Origin of the sequence: Halobaculum gomorrense, assembly GCF_900129775.1 — an archaeon.
Classification (GTDB): Archaea; Halobacteriota; Halobacteria; order Halobacteriales; family Haloferacaceae; genus Halobaculum; species Halobaculum gomorrense.
Window position 1 is genome coordinate 406,242 of record NZ_FQWV01000003.1, and the last position, 21,771, is coordinate 428,012.

16 protein-coding genes are annotated in these 21,771 nt (G+C 69.5%); 9 read left to right on the top strand and 7 right to left on the bottom strand.

Going from position 1 to position 21,771, the window contains the following annotated elements:
* The first annotated feature begins 38 nt into the window (after positions 1–38).
* Genes BUE16_RS08145 through BUE16_RS08155 form a run of 3 tightly spaced genes read left to right on the top strand, consistent with a single transcriptional unit; the run spans position 39 to position 5,247 of the window.
* Entirely contained in the window at positions 39–1,670 is a 1,632-nt protein-coding gene (locus tag BUE16_RS08145) for an ABC transporter permease (protein WP_073308508.1), read from the top strand.
* Entirely contained in the window at positions 1,663–2,922 is a 1,260-nt protein-coding gene (locus BUE16_RS08150) for an ABC transporter ATP-binding protein (protein ID WP_234972360.1), read from the top strand. The genes BUE16_RS08145 and BUE16_RS08150 overlap by 8 nt, the downstream gene beginning before the upstream one ends.
* Positions 2,923–5,247 (top strand): DUF7846 domain-containing protein, encoded by a 2,325-nt coding sequence (locus BUE16_RS08155; protein WP_079991560.1) that lies wholly within the window; start codon positions 2,923–2,925, stop codon positions 5,245–5,247. It abuts the gene before it with no gap.
* A gap of 97 nt (positions 5,248–5,344) precedes the next feature.
* Here the strand turns inward: BUE16_RS08155 and BUE16_RS08160 are convergent, their stop codons facing one another.
* Complete coding sequence (locus BUE16_RS08160) at positions 5,345–6,043, bottom strand: dolichyl-phosphate hexose transferase (RefSeq protein WP_073308385.1); 699 nt, start codon at positions 6,041–6,043, stop codon at positions 5,345–5,347.
* A gap of 221 nt (positions 6,044–6,264) precedes the next feature.
* On the opposite strand from BUE16_RS08160, the gene BUE16_RS17510 reads away from it, so the two are divergent.
* Genes BUE16_RS17510 through BUE16_RS08175 form a run of 3 tightly spaced genes read left to right on the top strand, consistent with a single transcriptional unit; the run spans position 6,265 to position 8,063 of the window.
* The gene (locus BUE16_RS17510) at positions 6,265–7,029 is read left to right on the top strand and encodes a halocyanin domain-containing protein (protein WP_394327422.1); all 765 of its coding nucleotides are present in this window, start codon (positions 6,265–6,267) and stop codon (positions 7,027–7,029) included.
* A gap of 6 nt (positions 7,030–7,035) precedes the next feature.
* A complete protein-coding gene (locus tag BUE16_RS08170; RefSeq protein WP_073308389.1) occupies positions 7,036–7,716 on the top strand; it encodes a helix-turn-helix domain-containing protein in 681 nt (226 codons plus the stop codon).
* Positions 7,713–8,063, top strand: a complete 351-nt coding sequence (locus BUE16_RS08175) for a DUF2249 domain-containing protein (RefSeq protein ID WP_079991562.1) — start codon at positions 7,713–7,715, stop codon at positions 8,061–8,063. The genes BUE16_RS08170 and BUE16_RS08175 overlap by 4 nt, the downstream gene beginning before the upstream one ends.
* Positions 8,064–8,098: 35 nt before the next feature.
* Here BUE16_RS08175 and BUE16_RS08180 read toward each other — a convergent pair whose 3' ends face one another.
* On the bottom strand, positions 8,099–8,446 hold the full coding sequence (locus BUE16_RS08180; protein WP_073308391.1) for a cupin domain-containing protein: 348 nt from the start codon (positions 8,444–8,446) through the stop codon (positions 8,099–8,101).
* 113 nt (positions 8,447–8,559) lie between these two features.
* On the opposite strand from BUE16_RS08180, the gene BUE16_RS08185 reads away from it, so the two are divergent.
* Together BUE16_RS08185 and BUE16_RS08190 are read left to right on the top strand one after the other, a co-directional pair.
* On the top strand, positions 8,560–9,147 hold the full coding sequence (locus tag BUE16_RS08185; protein WP_200778398.1) for a hypothetical protein: 588 nt from the start codon (positions 8,560–8,562) through the stop codon (positions 9,145–9,147).
* Positions 9,144–10,532, top strand: coding sequence for a hypothetical protein (locus tag BUE16_RS08190; protein ID WP_079991563.1), 1,389 nt, complete (start codon positions 9,144–9,146; stop codon positions 10,530–10,532). The genes BUE16_RS08185 and BUE16_RS08190 overlap by 4 nt, the downstream gene beginning before the upstream one ends.
* Positions 10,533–10,610: 78 nt before the next feature.
* Here BUE16_RS08190 and BUE16_RS08195 read toward each other — a convergent pair whose 3' ends face one another.
* Positions 10,611–10,946, bottom strand: coding sequence for a CGCGG family putative rSAM-modified RiPP protein (locus BUE16_RS08195; RefSeq protein WP_073308393.1), 336 nt, complete (start codon positions 10,944–10,946; stop codon positions 10,611–10,613).
* 178 nt (positions 10,947–11,124) lie between these two features.
* Between BUE16_RS08195 and BUE16_RS08200 the strand changes: the two genes are divergently transcribed.
* Positions 11,125–12,135, top strand: coding sequence for a sensor histidine kinase (locus BUE16_RS08200; protein WP_073308396.1), 1,011 nt, complete (start codon positions 11,125–11,127; stop codon positions 12,133–12,135).
* Between the two features lie 18 nt (positions 12,136–12,153).
* Here BUE16_RS08200 and nirK read toward each other — a convergent pair whose 3' ends face one another.
* The 4 genes from nirK to BUE16_RS08220 form a co-directional block, all read right to left on the bottom strand.
* Positions 12,154–13,260 carry a copper-containing nitrite reductase gene (gene nirK, locus BUE16_RS08205; protein ID WP_073308398.1) on the bottom strand — a complete coding sequence of 369 codons (1,107 nt, stop codon included), beginning with the start codon at positions 13,258–13,260 and terminating at the stop codon, positions 12,154–12,156.
* Between the two features lie 164 nt (positions 13,261–13,424).
* Complete coding sequence (locus tag BUE16_RS08210) at positions 13,425–15,725, bottom strand: nitric-oxide reductase large subunit (protein WP_073308400.1); 2,301 nt, start codon at positions 15,723–15,725, stop codon at positions 13,425–13,427.
* Between the two features lie 407 nt (positions 15,726–16,132).
* Entirely contained in the window at positions 16,133–19,027 is a 2,895-nt protein-coding gene (locus BUE16_RS08215) for a UvrD-helicase domain-containing protein (protein ID WP_073308402.1), read from the bottom strand.
* On the bottom strand, positions 19,020–21,599 hold the full coding sequence (locus tag BUE16_RS08220) for a PD-(D/E)XK nuclease family protein (protein ID WP_079991564.1): 2,580 nt from the start codon (positions 21,597–21,599) through the stop codon (positions 19,020–19,022). The genes BUE16_RS08215 and BUE16_RS08220 overlap by 8 nt, the downstream gene beginning before the upstream one ends.
* Positions 21,600–21,771: the final 172 nt, after the last annotated feature.

Genomic DNA, 21,771 nt, shown 5'->3' on the forward strand with positions numbered 1-21,771 from the left:
ATCCGGTGGGAACCGCGAGTGACGGCCAGTTCGGCCGCCTGCGGGAGCGACTCACGGGGGATGCGGGCCGCGAGCAGCCGGACACGGCGCTGGTCGTCCTCGCGGCCGCCGTCGCAACCGCGGTGCTGTCGCCGGTCGTCTGGCTCGGGTGGCGCGCCTCCCGGCTCGGCATCGGGGAGGCGATCCGACTGGCCGCCTCCGACACCGCCGTCGACGTGCTGGCGAACAGCCTCGTGCTCGTTGGCGTCGTCACCGCCGCCTCCGTCGCGCTCGGGGTGCCGCTTGCCGTCGTGACCGTTCAGACGGATCTCCCCTTTCGCCGACTGTGGACGGTCCTCGCGGCGCTTCCGCTGGTCGTACCGAGTTACATCGGCGCGTTCGCGTACGTCTCGGCGTTCGGCCCCAGCGGCGTGCTCCCGGACCTACTGACTCAGTACGGCCTGGGGTTCGTGACTCCGTATCTCCCGACGGTGTACGGTCTCGGCGGGACGGCGCTCGTCTTGACGCTGTTCACGTACCCGTACGTGTTTCTCACGACGCGCGCCTCGCTGCTGTCGTTCGACACGACGCAGTTGGAGGCGGCGCGCACGCTGAACCACAGCTACCCGCGGGCGTTCCGGCGAGTGATCCTCCCGCAGATCGCGCCCGGCGTCACCGCCGGCGCGCTGCTGGTCGCGTTGTACACACTCTCGGATTTCGGGACGCCCGCGATCATGCGGTACGACGTGTTCACACGGGTTATTTACGTCGAGCTGAACGCGTTCGGCCAGTCGCGCGCGACGCTCCTCTCGCTGCAGTTGCTCGCGGTGACGGCCGTGATCCTCGCGCTGGAGTCGCGGGTGAGCGCCGACACCTCATCGGGGTACGGCTCGCCGGCCTCGGCCTCGCCGGTCGTCTCGCTGGGTCGGTTCCGGTGGGTCGTGACGCTGCTCCCGGCGGGAGTGAGCCTGTTCACGCTCGCGTTTCCGGTGGGCATCCTGACGATGTGGCTGGTGCGGTCGGGGCCGGGCTACTCTGGGGGCGGGCTTGCGTTCGAGCCGGCGTTCGCGCTCAATTCCGCGTACGCCGCGGCGCTCGCAGCCGGCGTGACGGTCCTGTTTGCGCTTCCGGTGGCGCTGTACGCCGGCCGGTCGAATTCACTTCTCGCACGGGCGGTCGAGCGGTCGACGTACATCGGCTACGCGATGCCTGGGGTCGTGCTCGGGCTGGCGCTCGTCTTCTTCGCGAGCCAGTGGTTGACTCAGGCAGTCGGCGTCGGCGTCGCGCGGGCGGTGTACCAGTCGTTGCCCCTGCTCGTGTTCGCGTACGTCGTTCGCTTCCTTCCGCAGGCCGTCGGGGCGACCCGTTCGTCGGTCGCCGGAATCGACCGCGACCTCGTCGGCGCGGCGCGACTGCTCGGGGAGACGCCCTCGGGCGCGTTCCGGCGCGTGACGCTGCCGCTCATCTCGCCTGGACTGCTCGCGGGGGCGGCGCTCGTGTTCCTCACGACGATGAAGGAGCTGGACACGACGCTCATCCTCCATCCGACAGGGTTTACAACGATAGTGACCTACATCTGGCGTGTTCAAGAGGCCGGATACTACGGTCGCGCCGCGCTGCCGGCGCTCGTGTTAGTGGCCGTCTCCGGCCTCTCGATGGTGCCGCTGCTCAAGGGTTCAGACGATGCGTGACGACACACCTCGAACGGACTGCGACGCCGACCGGCCCCAGCGAGGCGACGCGACCGACGGCGACGACGCGGCGACCGACGGGGGGGCGACCGTCGGCGCGTCCGGCGACGGAGCGTCGGCCTCGCGGTCGGACCCCGGATCGGTCGGCGACCGCGCCGACGACGCGGTCGATGGCGTGAGCGACCGGCGAGGCGATCCCGTCTTGGAGCTGGACGGCGTGATCAAGCGCTACGGCTCGGAGACGGCTGTCTCCGGAATGGAACTCACCGTCCACGAGGGCGAACTCGTCACCCTGCTCGGCCCCTCCGGGTGCGGCAAGACGACGACGCTGCGCATGATCGCCGGCCTCGAAACGCCCACCGACGGCACCATCGCCGTCGGGGGCGATGTCGTCGCCGGGCACGGCGCGGTGCGACCCCCCGAGGAGCGCGACGTGGGGCTGGTTTTTCAGGAGTTCGCGCTGTTCCCGCACCTCACGGTCGCCGAGAACGTCGCGTTCGGGCTCGATGACCCCGACTCCGCGGCGGCGGACTCGCGGGTGGCGGAGCTGTTGGAGTTGGTCGGGCTCGACGACTACGGCGACCGGTCGGTGACGGACCTGTCGGGCGGGCAGCGCCAGCGCGTCGCGCTCGCGCGGTCGCTGGCGCCGGAGCCGGACGTGCTCTTACTCGACGAGCCGTTCTCGAACCTCGACGTGAGCCTCCGCGTGCGGATGCGCGAGGAGGTGAAGCGGATCCTCGACGAGGCGGGCGTCACGGCCGTCTCCGTCACCCACGACCAGGAGGAGGCGCTGTCGATCTCCGACCGCGTCGCCGTCATCAACGACGGGCACGTCGAGCAGGTCGGCGCCCCCGGCGAGGTGTTCGAGCACCCGACCTCGCGGTTCGTCGCCTCCTTCCTCGGACAGGCGAGCTTCCTCCCCGCGCGAGTCGGCGAACGCGACATCGAGACGAGCGTCGGCTCGTACGACCGCGACCTGTTGAACGGGCTGGGCGACGGCTACGTCGGCAGCCACGTCGACGTGCTCGTGCGCCCGGACGACCTCCGCGCCACCCCGGTCCCCGCGGGCGACGCCGACGGCGAGGTGATCCGCCGACAGTACACCGGCCCCTCGTTCGTGTACCACGTGAAGCTCAACGACGGTACCGTCCTCCGGTGTCTCCACAACCACACCGAGGAGTTCGACGTTGGCGAACCGGTCGCGGTGACGCTCGTCGCCGACCACGCGCTCGCGTGGTACCCCGCACAGTAGATGGCCGACCCATCGACCGACGGCGGTGCGACCGGCGGAACCGACCCCGCCGACGGGACCGACGCCACCGACGCCACCGGCGGAACCGACGCCACCGACGCCACCGACGCCACCGGCGGAACCGACGCCACCGACGCCACCGCCGAGTCCGGGATCGCGGGCCGATTCGCCGAGCCCCTCCGATCCGGGCTCGAGGCCGGCCGGGTCGCCGCACTCGTGCTCGCGGCGGTCGGCGCCGTCGTCGCAGTCGCCGTCGCCGTCGACGTGTTCCCGTTCCGGTCGCTCAACCACGACGAAGGCGTCTATCTCCAACAGGCGGACATGCTGCTAGCGGGGCGGCTGTTCCTCCGACCGCCCGTCGAGGACGCCTTCCGCCCGTGGTTCTTCGTCGAGAGCGAGCGCGGGCTGTACTCGAAGTACGCGCCGGTCCCCGCAGCGGTGTTCGCGCTCGGGAAGCTGCTCGGGGGCTACGTCGTCGCGCTCGCGGGGATCGCCGCCGGCCTGGTCGCCGGTACGGTCGCGCTGGGTCGAGAGCTGTTCGACCGGCGCGTCGGCGCTCTCGCGGGCGTCCTCCTGCTCGCGACGCCGCTGTTCGTCGTTCACAGCGGGCTGTACCTCCCGTACGCGCTGACGACGACGCTGAACGTCGCGTTCGCCGTCTGGTACCTGCGCGGGGAGCGCCGCGCGAGTCGCCGCGAGGCGACGCTCGCGGGCGCCGCCGTCGGCCTCGCGTTCTTTGCGCGACCGTACACCGCCGTCCTGTTCGCGCTCCCGTTCGTCTGCCACGCGGTCGTCACGCTCGTGCGTTCGGGGGCGTGGCGGGTGCCGCTGGCAGCCGGCGGTGCCGTCGCAGGACCGTCCGATGGACGGGCGCGCGACCTGTTCGCGCGTCGGCTCCGCACCGCGGGACTCGGGACGGCGGGCGTCGTCTTCACGCTCGGGTACAACGCGGTCGTCACGGGCGACCCGCTGGTGTTCCCGTACCTCGCGTTCGCCCCCCGAGACGGCGTCGGCTTCGGCGAGCGGGCGATCCTCGGCCACGAGGTGAACTACACGCTCTCGCTCGGGATCGAGGCGAACCGGATCGTGCTGGAGGCGCTGTTCACCGACTGGGTGGTCGCCGGGCGCTTCGGGGCCGCCGCGGCCGCGGTCGGCGTGGCGCTCGCGCTCGTCTCCCGGGGCGTCCCCGGCGGCGGAGCGACGGGCGCGCTCGGCGGGCGCGTCCGGCGGGGCCTCCTCGCGGCCACGTTCGCGAGCGTGGCCGCCGGGAACGTCGCCTTCTGGGGCAACTACAACGTCCTCGGCGCGCTCGACGTGGGGACGGACGGGCTGGTCTACTACCTCGGACCGTACTACCACTACGACCTGATCGTCCCGACGGCCGTGTTCGCCGCCGTCGCGTGCGTCGCCGGCGCCGACGCGCTCTGCGACCGGCTCGCGGGGATCGCCACCGAGCACGACTGGATGACGACCGGGCACGCGCGGGCGGTCGCGGCGGGCGTCCTGCTCGTCGCAGCGGCGGTCGGCGGCGCCGTCGGCGTCGCCGCCGTCGAGGAGCCGGTCGACCGCAACGCCGCGGTGACGGCCGAGCTCCGCGACGGGTACGGCCCGTTCGCCGACGGCGACGCGCCGGAGAATGCGGTGGTGTTCGTGCCGACACCGTACGGGCCGTGGCTGAACCACCCGTTCCAGCTCCTCCGCAACAACCCCGGCTTCGACGGCGAGACGGTGTACGCGCTCGGCGACACGCGCGAGCTCGCGGTCGCCGAGGCGTACCCTGAGCGCGACCTCTACCGCTACGTGTACACCGGGTCGTGGGCGCCGACCGACGAATCCGCCGTGCGAGGGGCGCTCCGCGAGGTCGAGCGCGTGTCCGGCGACCGGCTCGCGCTGTCGGCGACGCTCGGGCGCCCGGACTCCGTCGAAGGGACGACGGTGAGGGTCACCGGGGACGAGGGGTCCGTGTACCTCGTCGCCACCGACGACGGCGGCCCGCTCGGACTGGAGATCCGCGCCGAGGGCGACCGACTGGTTATCTTCGGCGACGCGCTCCGACCGACCGGCGACCAGCGCGACGACCGGGCCGCGACCCTCCCACTCGACGACCGTGACGAGATCCACGTCGAAGTGTTCGTCGCGACCGGCCGCGGGAGCGGGTACAGCTACCAGCTCGTGTTCCCCGTCGAGCGGGCGGCCGACGGCACGCTCACGGCGCTGTCGCCGACTGTCGAGCGGTGTGTCGTCCCGACCCGATGCGTCCCGGTCGGCGTTGGCGAACGGCCCGTGGACCGCGGCGTCGACGTGAGGCTGACGGCCTCGGGGTGACCCATTCCGGGATGGCGGAGGGCAGTACCGTCGGGCGAGCGGGGACGGGCAGCGGAGGATCGTGAAACGGGCGGTATCGAACGTCCCACGTCGACTCTTACCGAAGGCTTCGAACCCGCTCTTCCAGGCAGCACTTCAGGATCGATTTGCCGATCTCGGCGCCGCCGGAGAACGGGTCGAGCTTCGTCTCGCCGAGTCGCTCGTCGTACTCGATCGGCTCCTGGCGGACGCTGTAGCCGCGCATCGCCGGCCGGATGAGCAGTTCCGCGGACAGGCCGGTGTTCTCCGTCCACCGGATCGATTCGATCACGTCCGCGTGGTACGCGCGCATCCCGGTCGTCACGTCGTGGAGCGTGCGCCCGCCGAGCAGGCTCGCCGTCGCGGCGAACACGCGGTTTCCGAGTCGGTTCATCGCCGGCATCGTCTCGGCGCCGTGGTAGAGGCGGTCCCCGCTGACCACGTCGTAGCCGTCGTTGATCAGCGCGAGAAACTCCGGGATCCGCTCCATCGGGTACGTCCCGTCGCAGTCCGTGGTGATCCGGACCGGGTTGGTCGCCTCGTACAGCGCCCGTCGAACCGCCGCACCGTAGCCGCTCGGCGGCTGGTCGACGACGCGCGCGCCGCGCTCGCGGGCGATGTCGGCCGTGCCGTCGTCGGAGCTGTCGACCACGACGACCTCGGCGCGCCCGTCGGTCGTGGCCTCGATGTCGTCGAGGACGGGACCGATCGCCTCCGCCTCGTTGTACGCCCCCATGACGACGCTCACGTCGTCGAGGGAGTACGTTCGCTCGTCCATACGACCACCTGCGCTCGAATGCGTTTAGGCTTGCCGAAAACGTCAAGCGGCGGGCGAGTGTCGGACAATCGGCCCGGAGCGTCCGGAAGTCGGATATCTCCGGGGGGCGTCCCGAAGTCGGACATCTCCGATGTGCTTCCCAGTCGGTGGGAACCAGGCCGCGTGCCCTTTCGGTCGGCGCCGAAAGCCGAACATGTATGCCGAGCACCCGAACACCATCGATGTCCCGACGGAGCGTGCTTCGGTCGGCCGTGGCGGGCGGCGTCGCCGCGGCGGCTGGCGGCGCGGCGTCCACCCCGGCGGCCGCCCAGTCCGGCGGCAGCCTCGCCGAGTGGTTCTCGAACACCGACAACTACGACGGCGTCGTCGACCGGACGGGCCAGTCGTCCGTGACGGTCGAGGTCGGCGTGGAGGCCAACGGCGGCTACTACGGGTTCGGTCCCGCAGCCGTCCGCGTCGATCCGGGAACCACGGTCACGTGGGAGTGGACCGGACAGGGGTCGACGCACAACGTCGTCGCGGAGGGCGGAGCCTTCGAGTCCGAACTCGTCGCCGAGGCGGGCCACACGTTCGAGCACGCCTTCGAGTCGGCGGGCGTATACCGCTACGCCTGCACGCCGCACAAGCCGCTTGGGATGAAGGGCGCCGTGGTCGTCGGCGACGCCGCAGTCAGCGGGTCGAGTGGGGCCACCACCGACGGCGGAGCGACGGCACCCGCGACGACGACCGCCGGGACGACGAACGGATCGACCGCCGGGACGAACGGAGGCGAAGGCGGGAGCGGAAACGGTGGCACGGGGAGCGGCGGTGTCGGGGACGCGCCCGCGTGGCTCCTGTTGGGCGGCGGCGTCGCTGCGGCGCTGTCGCCGCTCGTGTTCGGGCTGTTCCTCCTCGCGTTCGACGACGGCTCCGGCGAGACCGGCGTCGGATATCGAACAGAAACCGGAAAGCGAGAGCCCGACGAGCGGACCGACGGGGGGAGGTGATCCGCCGTGGCCCGCGCACGACTGAACGTCACGCTCCCGGAGGACGTGTGGGCCGGCGTGGTCACGCGATCGCACCCCGACGCGACCCTGTCGGTGCTGTCGGTGCTGCCGACCGACCGGGGCGGCGTCGCGTTGCTCGCACTCCGCGGTGACGACGCCCCGGCGATCGTCCGCGATATCGACACGGCCGACGGGGTCGAGGAGGTCGAACTCCAGCGGGCCGCCGAGGACGTCCGCGAGGCCATCGTCCGCGTCGAGACGACCGATCCGCGGCTGCTGTTGCCGCTTCGCGACTCTCGACTCCCCGTGGAGTACCCGGTCGAGATCACCGACGGGACCGCCGGGCTCACCGTCGCGGGCTCGCGCGACCGCCTCTCCACGTTCGCGACGGCGCTCGAGACGATGGGAATGAGCTACACCGTCGAGTACGTCCACGACGCGCTCGACGCCGAAGACCTCCTCACCGACGGCCAGCGGGAGCTGCTGGCTGCTGCGATCCGTGCGGGGTACTACGACACGCCCCGCGAGACGACGCTGACGGAGCTGGCCGAGCAGCAGGAGATCGCTAAGTCGACCGCGAGCGAGCGGCTCCACCGCGCCGAAGGGAAGGTGATCAAGCGGTTCGCCGAGGACACGCTCGATATCGACCCCGGCCGCTCGCCGCTGACGCCGAGGAGGAACGGATGACGGACGCTTTCGACGACCCGGACGCCGGAGGTCGGGCGACCGACGCCACGTGGGGGGTCGACCCGAGCGAGGCGACGACCGTCCGGTCGCTCCCGCAGCGGCTCCGCGAGGAGTTGGGCGTGCCCGTCGACCGTCCCGTCACCGGCATCGACGTGCGCGAGGCGCCGGCGCCGAACCCGCTCACGCGGACGCTGGAGACCCTCGAAGCCGCCGGCGACGAGACGGTGTTGCTCCAGCGTAACGACCGGGCGCCGCTGCACCTGTTCGACCAGCTCGATGAGCGGGGATACCGACACGAGACCGTCGAGTGCGGCGACGAGGCGCTGACGGCGGTCTGGCGGGAGTAAGTCGCCGGAGCGACAGCAGGAACGGAGCGGGCCCCTCAGGCCCCGCCGTTCTCCGCGAGTACAACCACGGCCGAACACGGCTCCCGCGCCTCGACCGCGACGCCGTCGCCGCCGTCGAATCTGACGATCGACCCCGAGTCGAGCCGCCGTTCCCGTCCCCCGATCGTCGCCGATATCGACCCCGATCTGACCAGCAACAGCACCGTCGTCCCGTGATGGTGGTGTTTCGGGATCGACTCGCCGCGTTCGAGCCGCAGCGAGACGACCCGCGGGTCGCCGTCGAAGACGGGCGTTCGAGCCGCCCCGGCGCCGTCCTCGACTGAGGCCTCCAGCGTCGTGACCTCCGCGGTGGCGATTCCGTCGTCCGCGTCGGTTGGCTCCATGGAACCCGTTCGGCCCCGACCGCCCCTCGGGGTTTCGCCGAACGTGTTCGAACGGCGTCGGGCGGAACATCTTCGGGGAGAGCAACAGGGGTACGGAGGGCGTAGTAGTTGCTATGTTCGACCTGCCCATCGGCGGCTCCGACGCCGCGGTCCCCCCCGAATCGGACGACGGATCAGGCGACGGCCACGGCGCCGGCTCCGACGACGGCCGGCCGAGCGGGACCGACTCCGAGCGGTTCGATCCCGTCGACGAGTTCGTCCCGGCCTCGCTCCCGGAGCCGGGGCCGTTTCTCCGGGAGGGCGACGCCGAGGTGCTGACGGGGGATGCGCACGTTGCCGTCCGCGACACCGCCCGAACGCTGTTCGAGGAGCGCGGCGTGCGCGACGCGACGTTCGGCTATGTCCTCACGACGCTTGACCGTGACCGCAACCACCCCGACGCCGGCTTTCGGTACGCCCGTGTTCCGGGCGGGGACCGCGACGGTGACAGCGACAGCGACGAGGTGTTGCGCGCGGAGTTCACCCCGACGACCGGCTTCTGCCCGCAGGGGGGCGCGTTGGCGACGGCGGCGTTTCGCGCCTGGAACGCCGATCCGGAGCGCCACGGGTTCGACCGCGTCGTCGTCAGGGTGTCGCCAACGTATCACGCCAGCGACGCGGTCAACGAACAGCTCGCCGACGCAGCGGTGAGCGACCCGTGAGCCTCCCGGGGAGCGGGGGCGTCGCCGTCGGCGGCGGCTCCGGCGGGGCCGATCGCGGACCGTCGACGGCGGCGACGCTCCGCGGCGCGGCGCTCTCGGCGGCGATGCTGCTCGCCTGGGCGGGCGTCGTGACCGCCGACCGCCTCGGCGTCGCCGGCGGGCTCGCGGGGGCCGCCGCGAATCACCTGCTGTTCGCGGGGGTCGCCTGCACGGCCATCGCGGCCGCGGTGCCGAAGTTCGTCGCCGTCTGGTCGGGCGCCCCGCTGCGCTGGGGGCGACCGGCGGTCGCGGCCGCCCCGCTCGTCGCCGTCGGGACCGCCGGCGTCGCGGGCGGGTTGCTGGCCGGGTCGATGCCGGCGCTCGTCGCCGGGGGAACGGCGCTGGCGGCGGGCCTGTGGGCGCTCGCGGCGTCAACGACGCGGACCCTCGCGGCGGTGCGGCCGTGGGACGCCACCGAACGCTTGCTGCTGGCGGGGACCTGGAGCCTCGCCACCGGAAGCCTGCTCGGGCTGGCCGTCGGCGCCGGCCGGGCGGGCGTCCCGGTGCTGTTCGGGGGCGTGAGCGCGCTCGGCGCGGTGACAGCACACGTGACGCTGATGGTGGTCGGCGGCGTGCTCGCGGTCGGCTACGGGGGGGGCTTCCAGCTGTCGGCGATGCTCACGGGCGCGCCCGACTCCCGTGTCGCCTCCGGCGTTGAGCGCGCCGTTTCGATCGTCCACCCGGTGGGCGCCGTCCTGCTCGCTGGCGGACGACTGGCGGCCGCGAGCGGCGACGCGACCGCGGGGGTCGCGACCGTCGCGGCGGTCGGCGGCGTGGCCGTCGGCGCGTGCGCGGTCGCCGTCGGCGGCGTCGTCAGCCACCGTCTCGCGACCGGGGGCGAGTCCTCGGCGGCGACCCGGCGCTACTGGGGCGCCGCGATCGGCTTTCCCCTGTGGGGCGCCGTCGCGTCGACGCGGTGGGCGACGGCGCCGCTGTCGCGGTCTGCGGTCCTGGGCGGCCCCGTCGCGCAGGCGGCGCTGTGGGGCGCCGTCGCGTTCCTCGTCGTCGGGTCGCTGTACCACATCGGTCCGTTCTTAGTGTGGCTGGAGCGGTACGCCGACCGGCTCGGCCTGGAGCCGGTCCCCGATGTCGCGGATCTGTACGACGGCCGCGTCGAGCGCCTCGACGCGGTCGCGCTGTCCGTCGCCGTCGTCGCCCTCCTCGTCGCGGGCGTCGGTGAGACCGCGTCCGTGGCGGTTCCGGGCTGGGTCGGCCGCCTCGGCGCCGTCGCCGCCTGCGGAGCCGCGGTCGGCGTCGCCCGCAACCTCGCGACCGTCGTCCGCGAGCACGCGCCGTGGTCGCCGGCGACGCTCGTGCGGGGCGGCGCGACCGACGGCCAGCAGTGAGGACCGGCGACCCGCCGGATCGACACGGTGGTCGGCCGCCGGATCGACGCGGTGACCGCGCCCCTGGAAGCAGCGCGGCTACCGGCGGACGCGCGTGACGTAGCCGCCGCAGCCGCACCGATCGACGAACTCCCAGTCCGCGTCGTCGCCGAAGCGGTCGGCGAGCGCGGGAAACAGGAACCTCTCGGGGTGGCCGTGATCGCCGTGCGTGACGAGGTTCACGTGGACGCCCGCTGCCGTGTGCTCGACCGCGTCGATCGCGTCGGCGACGACCGCCGACTCGTCGTCGGCGTGTCTCGGCTGCTCCAGGTTCGCCGACCAGGAGGTGTCGTGGACCGGTCGGTCGTCGGCCGGTTCGTCGCCTCCCGATGCGTCCGATCTGGTCGAGTCGTCTCCGGTCGCGTCGGCGTTCATCGTCGAGCGATACGGGCCGGGTCAGGGTCGCCCTTTCCCCGAACGTGTTCGCCGTTGACAGCTCGGAGTGCCCGTCCCCACGCCGTTTTGCCGGTCGTCTGAGTAGGCTCGATACTAGATAGACGACGGGCGGTAGCCGCGGCGACGATCAGCGTCACCGGGGCCGGACTGGCGGTCGTTGCGGGGGCGGGAACTGGTCGCCGGGGTTCCGGAGATATCGGGCGGGATCGTCGTCGCCGCCGTGCTCGCGCTCGGCGCCGCGTTCGCGGGCGAAGGGCCGGCGCTGTACCGGAGTTCGGTCGATTCCGACCACCTACTCCGTGTGGCCGGGTGGAACGCGCTCGGCGTGGTCGCGACGACGGCCGTCCTCGCGCTGATCGCCTCGTTTCAGGCGGCCACCGGCGGGCGCGTCACCGCCCCGCTGCTCTCCGGGGCCGTGGTCCTCGGCGTGAGCGCGTTCGCGCACGTGCTGATCGGCGTCACCGACGTGCGCCGGATCCGCGCGCGGACGGTCGCAGACCAGCAGCGGAGGGCGGCCGTCGTGAACCGGTTCGTTCGCCACGACCTCCGACACGCCGCGCAGTTGTTGCTCAGATACAGCGATGCGATCCGCGACGGTGACCCCGTCGACCCGGCCGCCCGCGAGGGGCTCGCCGAGCAGGTCGAGACGGTCGCGTGGGAGCTGAGCGAGACGCAATCGCGCGTCTGGGTCATCGACGAGCTGCTCGACGACGAAGGGGTCGACGACCGAACGCCCCTCGTCGTGAGCGAGGCGCTGGACCGCCGCCGCGACGAGTGGGCCGGCAACCATCCGGACGCCGCCGTCGCGATCGACTCCGACGGAGCGCCCGCGGCCCTCGCCGGAGACCACGTCGCGACCGCGGTCGCGGAGCTGGTGGAGAACGCGCTCGAACACGGCGGCGATCCGGCCGAGGTCCGGGTCGAGGAGACGCGGACCGGCGGCGAGGTCGAGATACGGGTGATCGACGACGGCGGAGGGTTCCCGGAGCGCGAGCTGGCGCTCATCAACGGCGACGAGACCGAGACGCCGCTCAACCACAGCGACGGGATGGGACTGTGGCTCGCGAAGTGGGTGATCGAGTTCTCCGACGGCACACTCGCGGTCGGGACGGAGCCGAACGGCGGTGGCGTGGCGACGGTCCGACTGCCGGCCGCCTCGACGCCGTAGCAGCGGCGGGCGCGACGGTCAGTACGCCGGGCCCTCCTCGTCCTCGGCGGGAGCCGCGTTCGGTGAGGGGTCGAACACGCCGGGCTTCTCCTCGCCCTCGACGCTGATCACGCCCATCATCCCCTTGCGAGCGACGCGCGAGAGCGCGTGGTCGACGAGCTTGATGTGCTCCGGGACCGGGAGGTCGAGGGTGCCGACCATGCAGCTTCCCGGCGGGACGTTGACCGTCTGGAGGTACCGCTCGGGGCGACCGGCGAGGCCGCCGTCGCGGTACGCCTCCGTCCAGACGTTGCCGATGGGGTGGAAGTTGCTGTTGAGGTTCGGCCCGCCGTCGACCATGAACACGCGGACGGTCTCGCCCGTCTCCGCCGTAACGGCGCCGAGGTTGTCCGGCGTGATAGCGTATTTCTGGCCGTTGAGGAGGACGTACGTGGGGTCCTCCGCCTTCATCGCGTCGATGTCGAAGCTGTGGCGCCCCTTCTCGCCGGCGGGCTTGTCGGTGTACACCTCGTGTTGGCCGAAGTAGAACTCCCGGTCGACCGCGGGGAGCCCCTCCTTCGGCTCGACGAGGATCATCCCGAACATGCCCGACGAGATGTGGTAGTCCAGGTTCGGGACCGCACAGTGGTAGATGAACGCGCCGGGGTACCGCGCCTCGAAGCGCATCCCGTTCTCTGTCCCCGGCGCCGCCGTCGTGGCGACGTTGCCGCCGCCGGTACCGTACACGGCGTGGAAGTCAACGTTGTGCGGCATCGCGTTCGACGAGGCGTTCGTCAGGCTGAACTCGACGGTGTCCCCCTGCCGGACGCGGACCATCGGCCCGGGGATCTGGCCGTCGAAGGTCATGTAGTCGAAGACGACCCCCGGTTCGATCTCGGCGCGGACCTCCTTGGCGGTCAGCTCGACCTGCACCGTCTTCGAGGTGTCGCGGTCGATCGGGTCCGGGATGTCGGTCGGGTCGGCGGCGACGCGCCGAGCCGTCGGTTTTCCGCTGGTCCGCTCGGTCGTCTCGCGTGCGGTCTCAGTCTGTTCGGCGGTCGGAGCGTTCGCTGAACACCCGGCCAGCGCAGCCCCGCCCGCGCCGGTTCCGAGGGCTTTCAGCGTCGTGCGTCGTGTCGTGGGCATCGGTGGGCACCTCGCGGTTACAGGTACGTCCCATCACCCCATCAACAGGATTCGTGGTTCCCGACGGTTCGGGAGCGGCCCGAACCGGTTCGCGGTAGGCACATAAGTCCCCGCTCACCCGGGTGACGCGATGGCGAAAAACGGGGCCGGACGCGGTGTCGCGGTCAGTCGTCGTCCTGCAGGAACGCGCGGACCGGGCCGGCGGTCGGGACGCGGTCGGGGTCGTCGACGACGCGGCGCGCGCGCAGTTTCGCGGCCACGTCGTAGGCGAACAGCGCCGTCCCGGCGATGATCATCGTGTCCCCGGGGAGGCGCGCCCAGAACAGCGACTGGACGAGCGGCCGGTTGTAGAACGCCAGCGAGCGCGCGGCGTCGTACCCCTGCGTGAACGCCGTCTCCAGTTGGAGGAAGCCCACCGGGAGCACGGAGACGAACACCATCAGCGCGAGGCCGACGTTCCACAGCCAGAACGCCCACCGGAGGCGCCGTCCGCTCCAGTTCGAGACGGTGAAGCGGAGCACGTACGTCGCCATCCCGAGCGCAAGGAAGCCGAACGCGCCGAACATGGCGGCGTGGGCGTGGCCGACGGTGAGGTAGGTGCCGTGCTCGTAGTAGTTGATCAGCGGGAGGTTGATGAAGAAGCCGAGCACGCCCGCGCCGACGAAGTTCCACACGCCCGAGGCGATGATGAACATGAATGGGAGCGTGTACGGGAACGACTCGCCGCTGCCGGCGAGCGCGCGGTACTCGTTGATCGCCTCGAAGAGGATGAACACCAGCGGAATCAGCTCGAGCGTGGAGAACACGCTCCCAAGGGGCACCCAGACGTCGGGCATGCCGATCCACCAGTAGTGGTGACTGACGCCGATGACGCCCGTGCCCATCACGAGCAGCGCCTCCAGCAGCACGGCCTTCTCCGCCGAGCGGCGCCGGAGAAGGTTCATCGACACCAGCGTCATCGCGACGACGGCGACGATGAAGAACTCGAAGGCGCCCTCGACCCACATGTGGACGACCCACCAGCGCCAGAACTCCGTCACCGCGATGTTCGTCTGGGGGGTGAACATGAACCCCGCACAGAACAGCAGCGCGATGGAGCCGCCGGCGTAGAGGATCATGTGCGCGAGCCCGTAGGGCTCCTCACGCTTCAGCAGGGGCTTCAGCCCGCGGGCGGCGAGGCCGGCCCACACCAGGAAGCCGACGAGGAGGCCGACCTGCCACAGCTTCCCGACCTCGAGGTACTCCAGCCCCTCATTACCGAGGATCCACCACAGATCGCCGCCGGCGTCGAAGACGCCGTGGGCGCCGAGCCAGATGCCCAAGAGGCCGCCGACGGCAACGACGACCAGCGCGCCCAGCAACCCCTTCACGTAGGTGGCCTGGTTGTCGGGCTCATATCCGGTGAGCAGCGGCGGGAGGAACAGCCCCGCGCCGAGCCACAGCGTGGCGATCCAGAGGATCCCCAGGTCGATGTGCCACGTCTTCGCCATCGCGAACGGGAGGAGTTGGAGCACGTCGACGCCCAGCCCCGGGATCGTCTCCAGCCCGAAGAACGCGTGGCGTTCGATGTAGTAGTGAGCGAGTAGCCCGCCCAGCAGCGTCTGCGCGAGGAACAGCAGCGCCGCCACCGGAACGAACCACAGCGCCGCCGACTGGCTCGGCAGAAGGTCGATGTCGTCCGGGTGGGGTACGTCGACCCCCGCGGCCGACGGCTCGGAGAGGTCGATCGAGGTGTACAGCCAGACGCCGACGCCCGCGCCGGCGACGAGCAGCACCATCGCGATCACGCTCCAGGTCATCACGGAGGCGCCGGGCGTGTTGCCCGCGGCGGGCGCGGGCGGCCAGTCGTTGGTGTAGCTGTGGTCGGCACCCGGGCGGTCGGTGTGGGAGAACCACGCGGTCCACAGCGCGAAATCGGCGAACCGGCGCGCCTCCTCCTTGGAGTCGATCATACCGACCGGGACGCCGCGCGCGTCCGACCCCTCGTGATAGCGTTTGACGTATACCTCGCGCACCTGCGCGTGCGCGTACGCCTCCGCGGCCGAGTACTCGATCACGCCGTCGCCGGGCGTGCCGTCGTCGAGATCCGATTTCACGAGCGAGTCGACGGCGGCCCGTTTCTCCGGCGGGAGGTCGCCGTACGCGTCGCCGTAGCGCTCCTCGGCGTAGTACTCCCGCATCGCCTCTGTCTTCAGGTCGAGCGTGTCGGCGGTGTAGTCCGGGCCGAAGTACGCGCCGTTGCCGAGGATCGACCCGTGGTTCATCAGTCCGTCCCGCTGGAAGACGGCCTTCCCCGCCTGCACGTCGTCGCCGGTCGCGATCGTCTCGCCGTCCGGCCCGACGATCCGGTCGGGGATGGGCGGCGCCTGCTCGTACGCCAGCGCCGCGCCGGCGCCCATCACGACGAGGTTCACGACGAAGGCGACTACGAGCGCCTTCGCCAGCGTGCGTCTGGTTACCTTCATGCCGGTCGGCGATACTCGCGTCCACGGGTTTAGTCCGGCCGCGGTTCCGGTCGTTCGGGGACGGCGGCGAACATGTTTGACCGCTCGTTTCCGTGTCTCCAGAGGGTATTTGCGGGTGTGTCTGCGTCTCGTTGGGATGGTGGCGCGACGGGCCAAGGCGCGCGCGGCTCTGGCGCGAATCGCTGAAGCGGTACGATATCGAGTGATATCGGCGGAGGCGATTCGAGCCGCCGAGCGTGTGGTGTCGCCGCTGGGGTGGGATCGCGAACGGATTCAGCGGGCCGTGTCGGGGGTTGTGGAGCCGTCACTGAGCGCATGTGAGTAGCGCCCGCGTGAGTGGTGGTGAAGGAGCATCATGTGCTCGTGTTGTGTCGCCCTCGCGGGGGCACAAGACGCCTCGTTCTCGATCACTCGTGGCGCCCTCTCGACAACCGGTCGATCGCATCGAGCGAAACTGGATCGACAGTGATCGGAGTAGCGGTCTGTGTGTAGAAGACAGTCGCCTGAATCGGCCGGTCGGGGTACACACTCGCGAGCACGTGGTAGTACACACTCAGCTGCGTCCGATACTCGTCGTGAGCCAGCCGATCTGGATCTGTTTTGTAGTCGATGATCTCGACAGCGTCGTCAGTGACGTGGACGAGGTCGATGACCCCCGCGAGAGTTAGCTGCGGCTCACCGGGCAGCGGTAGCAACGCAGGCTCTTCCGAGATGAGTTCCCCATCGAGGTCATCGATGAGCGTTGCAACGGCGCGCTCGTCGTCGTTGCTCGGTTCGACGGGTTCGTCGAGTGCGTACGCTTCGGCGAAGTCGTGCACGGCGGTTCCGAAGTCCGTCCCACGACCACCGTCGCGCTCGTCGTAGACGCTGTCGTCCATGATATCGTGGACGCTGAGCCGTCGAGGAACGGTGCTACTGTCAGGGATCGTCGTCTCGAACGGAGTGGCAGCCGCTCGATCGACCGTACCGTGTTCAGGTGCCGGTTCGACCGTCGTCGCGTCGATCGAGAGGCCGTCCATGAAGCGGCTCGGGTCGTCGCCGGCGGTGAACAGGAGGTGTCGTTTCGCCCGCGTCATCGCGACGTACAGCAGTCGCCGTTCCTCATCGTACGTCGGCGGCTGGATCGACTGCAACAGTTTCGTCGGCCAGTGCGGGTAGACGTGCGGATGAGTGCCCGCTTCGCTGTACACACGGGTTTGGCGAAGTCCCAGCTCGTCATCATAGGTGATCGGACAGGCTGGCGGCTGGCCATACTGTGGGAACGCCCGGTCGTTGAGGTTGCCGAGCATGACGATCGGGTACTCGAGGCCTTTCGCCCCGTGGATGGTCTGCAGAGTGACGGCGTCATCACCCGGACTCGTCTCGATCTCGACGGTGGTCCCCGCAGCAAGGTTGGCTTCGATGTACTGGATCGCCTCGCCTCGGGTGAGTGTGCTGGTCTCATGGAGGCTCGTGAGGTGATCGACCAACGCATCGGCAGTCGCGCTCGTGTGCCCGTAGCGGTCGAAGACGCGTCGAAGGAAGCCCCCGAGGGTGTCGATCGCTGCAAGTTCCTCGCGGAACCGTCCCATCGCGTCGGGGTACGCCTCAGCGTCTACGATTGTCTCCGTCCGATCGGAGGCGTAGCCCGCGCGCTCAAGGACGAGAGCCCAGCCTCGACGGGCATTCGACTCAGCGATGCGCAACCACGCGAGTGCGAGCTTCGCCTCTGGAGTATCGAACAGCTCAACGCCGCCGTCGTAGGCGACCGGGACGCCGTACTCGTCGGCGACGGCGAGGAACTCCCGAGCGAACGCGCGCGTTCGGGTGAAGACGGCGATATCTCCGTAGGTGGGTGCACCCAGTCGCTCGCGCTCGGCTGCCGCCTGTTGTGCAGCGGTGGCGCCAGGGTCCGGTTGCGGTTCGTCGGTGACCTCGACTGCGTAGTCGTCGCTGTCGACGACCAGCTGGATCCGATCGAGGAGGAGTTCGTGTTCGTTCGATGCGTGGTACGCGTCGATCTGTGCGTTGTCGACGTGATTCGTCGCCGCGAGCGAGCGCTCGCCTGCGAGCGGATCGTCGACATCCTCGCTGTAGGTCGCCGGAATCGAAAGACTCTGTTCTGCGAACTCGAGGATCGACGCCGCGGAGCGATAGTTCTCGTACAGCGGAATCGTGGTGATCGACTCGACGGGGTAGTCGATGCGGGTTCGGTCGGCGTTCAACTCGCGAGTGAACCGCCCCAGCCGGTCATCGAACGCGATGATATTCTCGACACTCGTGTGTTGGAAGCCGTAGATCGATTGTTTCCAATCTCCGACGACGCAGATGTTGTTCGTGCTCGCGAGCAGCACCGCGATCTTGAACTGGAGTTCGTTCGTGTCCTGGAACTCGTCGACCATCACGTACTCGTGGGCGACCTGGTCGCGGACCTGCGGCCGGTCACACAGCATGACGAACGCCAGCGCCAGCATCAGCCCCTGCGTGAGGTAGTCGTTCCGGAGGGAACACGCGATGTACTCGTGGTAGACATCGTGGACGAACGCCAGCAGCGCTGTCCGATCCTCGTCGTAGGCGCGTTCGATGACGCCGCGATCGACTCGAGGATCGTCGTGGACCTCGCGTTTCGATGGAGCGTCTGGGGCGTACTCACTCGCGTCCCACCCGCTGACTGCCCCCCGCGCGTCGCTGTTGGTCGGACCGGAGGCCCCCTCGCCGGGGGCGTTTGCGTCGGCGACAGTTTCGAAGAACGCCTCGCGGTCACCGTGGAGTGGCTCGTCACTCGACCGGAACCAGCCGTCACGAGTGGGGATCACGCCCTTCGCAGCGAGTTCGCCGATGAGCGTGTGGAGCGTGGCGGGGTCACGGAAGATGCGCAACATGTCCGCGTGTTCGGGATGGTCGTCGGCGAAGGTGGACATGAAGCGCTGGAACAGTTGCCGCTCGCGGACCGGCTCCTCGATGAGGTCGATCGAATCGGGGATCTGATCGTCGATACCCAGCGTCTCGGGGACGGTGTGGCCGTAGCGACACAGCAGTCGGAAACAGTAGGCGTGGAAGGTACTGATGGGCGCGCCTTGGAGTTCCCGGAGGTCGTAGTCGGTGTGCTGGACGATGCGCTCGCGCATCTCTCGGGCGGCGTTGCGAGTGAACGTGACCAGGAGGATGTCCTCCGGCGTCGCGTCGGTCGTGTCGAGGATGTGGGCGTACCGCCGAGTGATCGCGAACGTCTTGCCGGTCCCGGCGCCAGCGTCGACACGGTAGATCCCGTCGATGGACTCGATCAGGCGCTGCTGGTTCTCGTTCGGGGTCGGCTCAGACATCGTCGATCACCAGATCTCGGGCGTCGACGCGATCCCAGTTCGGACCGTCTTCGTGGGTGCAGACGGGGAAGCCCTCCTTCCGATATGCAGCGAGGCGCTCGCGTTGGTCGGTGACGAACGCTTCGAAGGCGTTCAGGTCCTCCGTGAGATAGCGCTCGCCCACGAGGCCGTCGATATCCTCGACCGCCGAGCGACAGCCGCGTTCGACGTACATCGTGTCGTTGACGCGGGGTTTGGTGTACTCGATGAACGACTGGATGATCGCCTCCCGTCGCTCCGGGTCGACTCCCTCACGTGGGAGGTCGTGTGCCTCGAAGAACTCGCGGTACGCGTCGTAGCCAAGCGGGTCGAGTGCTTTCACGCGGTCGTTCGAGTCGACGTAGTCGGTGACCGCGTCGAACGTCTCGCGGCGGGCGGCGAACTCGCCGAACGTACACGGCAGGTACTCGACTGAGGTAACCAGATCGGCGAGCGGGACAGTGTCGCCACGGGCGAGTTGCGTGTCGTGTTCGAGGAGGTGGACGAATCGGATCTCCAGTGGCTGGCCGGGGGTTTCACGGCGGTGCTGGGCGAGATACGCCGCCGCTTGAAAGTTCGGCTCGTCGTGCAGTGGGTCGAGTGACGCCTGTTGGCGCAGTTTGCTGGGCGACGACTGCGAGCCGGTTTTGTAGTCGATGAGTGCCGTCTGTGAGTGGAGTAGGTCGACAAAGCCGTGGAGTCCGATGCCGGGGGCTTGGAACCACCGCTCGGTGAGTGAGGAGTCGACAGTGAGTCCCAGCCGTTCGGCGAGGCGATTGGACTGCGAGCGGTCGCTGTAGCTCTCGTACGGTGTCTCGGTCGGTGGATGCGCGTCCAGGTATCGCTGTATCGTCTCGAGTGCAAGCACGCACTGCGTCCGTTCGACTCGTTCGCGGGCCGTCGTCGCGTACGCACGGATCTGTTCGAGCATCGCGTCGATGACCGCATCGTGGTGCTCGCGAACCGCCCCCGGATGCGTGACACACAGCTCTGCGGCCTCGTGGATCACGGTACCGCGGGCCATCGAGATCGTCGTCGGTGACTCGACCAGTCGGTGGAAAAACTCCGCACGGGGACAGTTGGCCAACCGCTGGAGCGTGGACTGACTGATCGTCGCCGGTAGCTCGGGATCCGTGTCCGGCCTGTCGGGGGCGACGAACGGCGTCCCGACGCTCTCACGCGTCGCGTCGGCACCGTGGGTCGTGTGCGGCAGGTCACTGAACGACTCGACGGAGTGTTCGACGAGGTCTTGGAAGTACACACACGGGGTGGTGTTTGCGTCGGCCTGCGATGCTTGCACGAGGAAGTGTCGCTCCTGCCCGTTCTGGAGGAGGATCTCGAAGCGGTCGAGATCCTGCTGGACGTGTTCGACCGGGTCGACCCACGGTCTGTCCGGGGGTTGCTGGGCCCAGCCATCTCCTAACCCAAGATAGAACACGACCGGGCGATCGATGTAGCTGGTCGCAGCGCCGTCAGTGAGCAATACACCCTCGTTCGGCTGGTCGGCCGGGATATCGAACGACTCGAGATAGTACCGGAGTCGAGTGAGTCGCTGGGGCGTGAACGCTGTTGAGAGGAGACCGAGCCTGGCGCACTCCTCGCGAAGTCGCGTGAGTGAACTCTCGGCGGCTCGTTCGTACGTCGCTATCGCGTCGTCGACAGTGCCAGTGTGGAGCGTATCGACGAACCGTTCGTAGGCAGGGCCGACATCAACACGATCGACGCGTCGGTGATCGGCTGCCCTGTCGAGATCGACGCCGAGCCGTTCGACGAGCGGGCGCAAGTCGGCGACGCGCAGATCACTGCCAGTGAAGACCGCCTCGGCAAGCCGAAGGAAGGTCCGAATGTCGGGGTCATCGATGAAGCCCGGCCCGCCTTGATACGGGATGCCGGCCGTCTCGAGTGCGGACTCGACGAGTGGGCTGAAGAGACTCGACTCGTCGAGGACGATGCCGACGGCCTCGCCAGTGTGCGTATCGAGTTGCGTGATAAGCGCGTCGACGATCGCCGTAGTCGAGGGGAAAATGTGTACCTGTGGGAGGGAGGTCGTGTCACCGGTGAAGGGATCGACCTGTTGGTAGGAATCGGGGAGGAGCGTTCGATCGAGTGGACTCAGTCCCGCCTCGTTGATCACCGCCAGATCGGTGCTGTCGGGGAGTGTCGTGGCTTCGAGGTCGTGGTAACTCGAGTCGGTCTCATGGAGGATATCACGGGCGGTGTGGAACTGCGGCGTATCGAACTCCGGGTAGTCGGTGATCGTGTCGAGTGACCCGGTTGCGTCCCAACACTGGAGGCAGCGATCGAGCGCCCGGTGGGCCTGCTTCCACGTGAGGTCCGTCTGGGTGATGAGCTCGGTGAACAAGCGACGGCGGTCACTGGGAACGAACTCGTTTGCGGCGTGACTTCGCGGCGTCGCACTGGCGCGACCGAGGCGCGGGGTACTGGTGTGTCGGTCGAGCGCAAGCGTGAGTGGTGGGTCCGCAGAGAGTGTGAGGTCGGCCTCACGCGTTTCGGCAGCGAGGGTATCGATGGATTTTGCCTCCCGAAGTGGCACGAGTTTGCCTCACGGAGGCGCTGTTTCAATGTGTCGTCGTGGTGGGCGCTGCGGGTCCACACAAGCTGCCTGTGTCTGTACAGCGTTGCGTTGGCTTCTGGTTACTCTGCCATCACGGATAGTCCAAGCCCCGGACCCCCTGCCTTCTTGACGATTGCGTTACGGCTAGGCG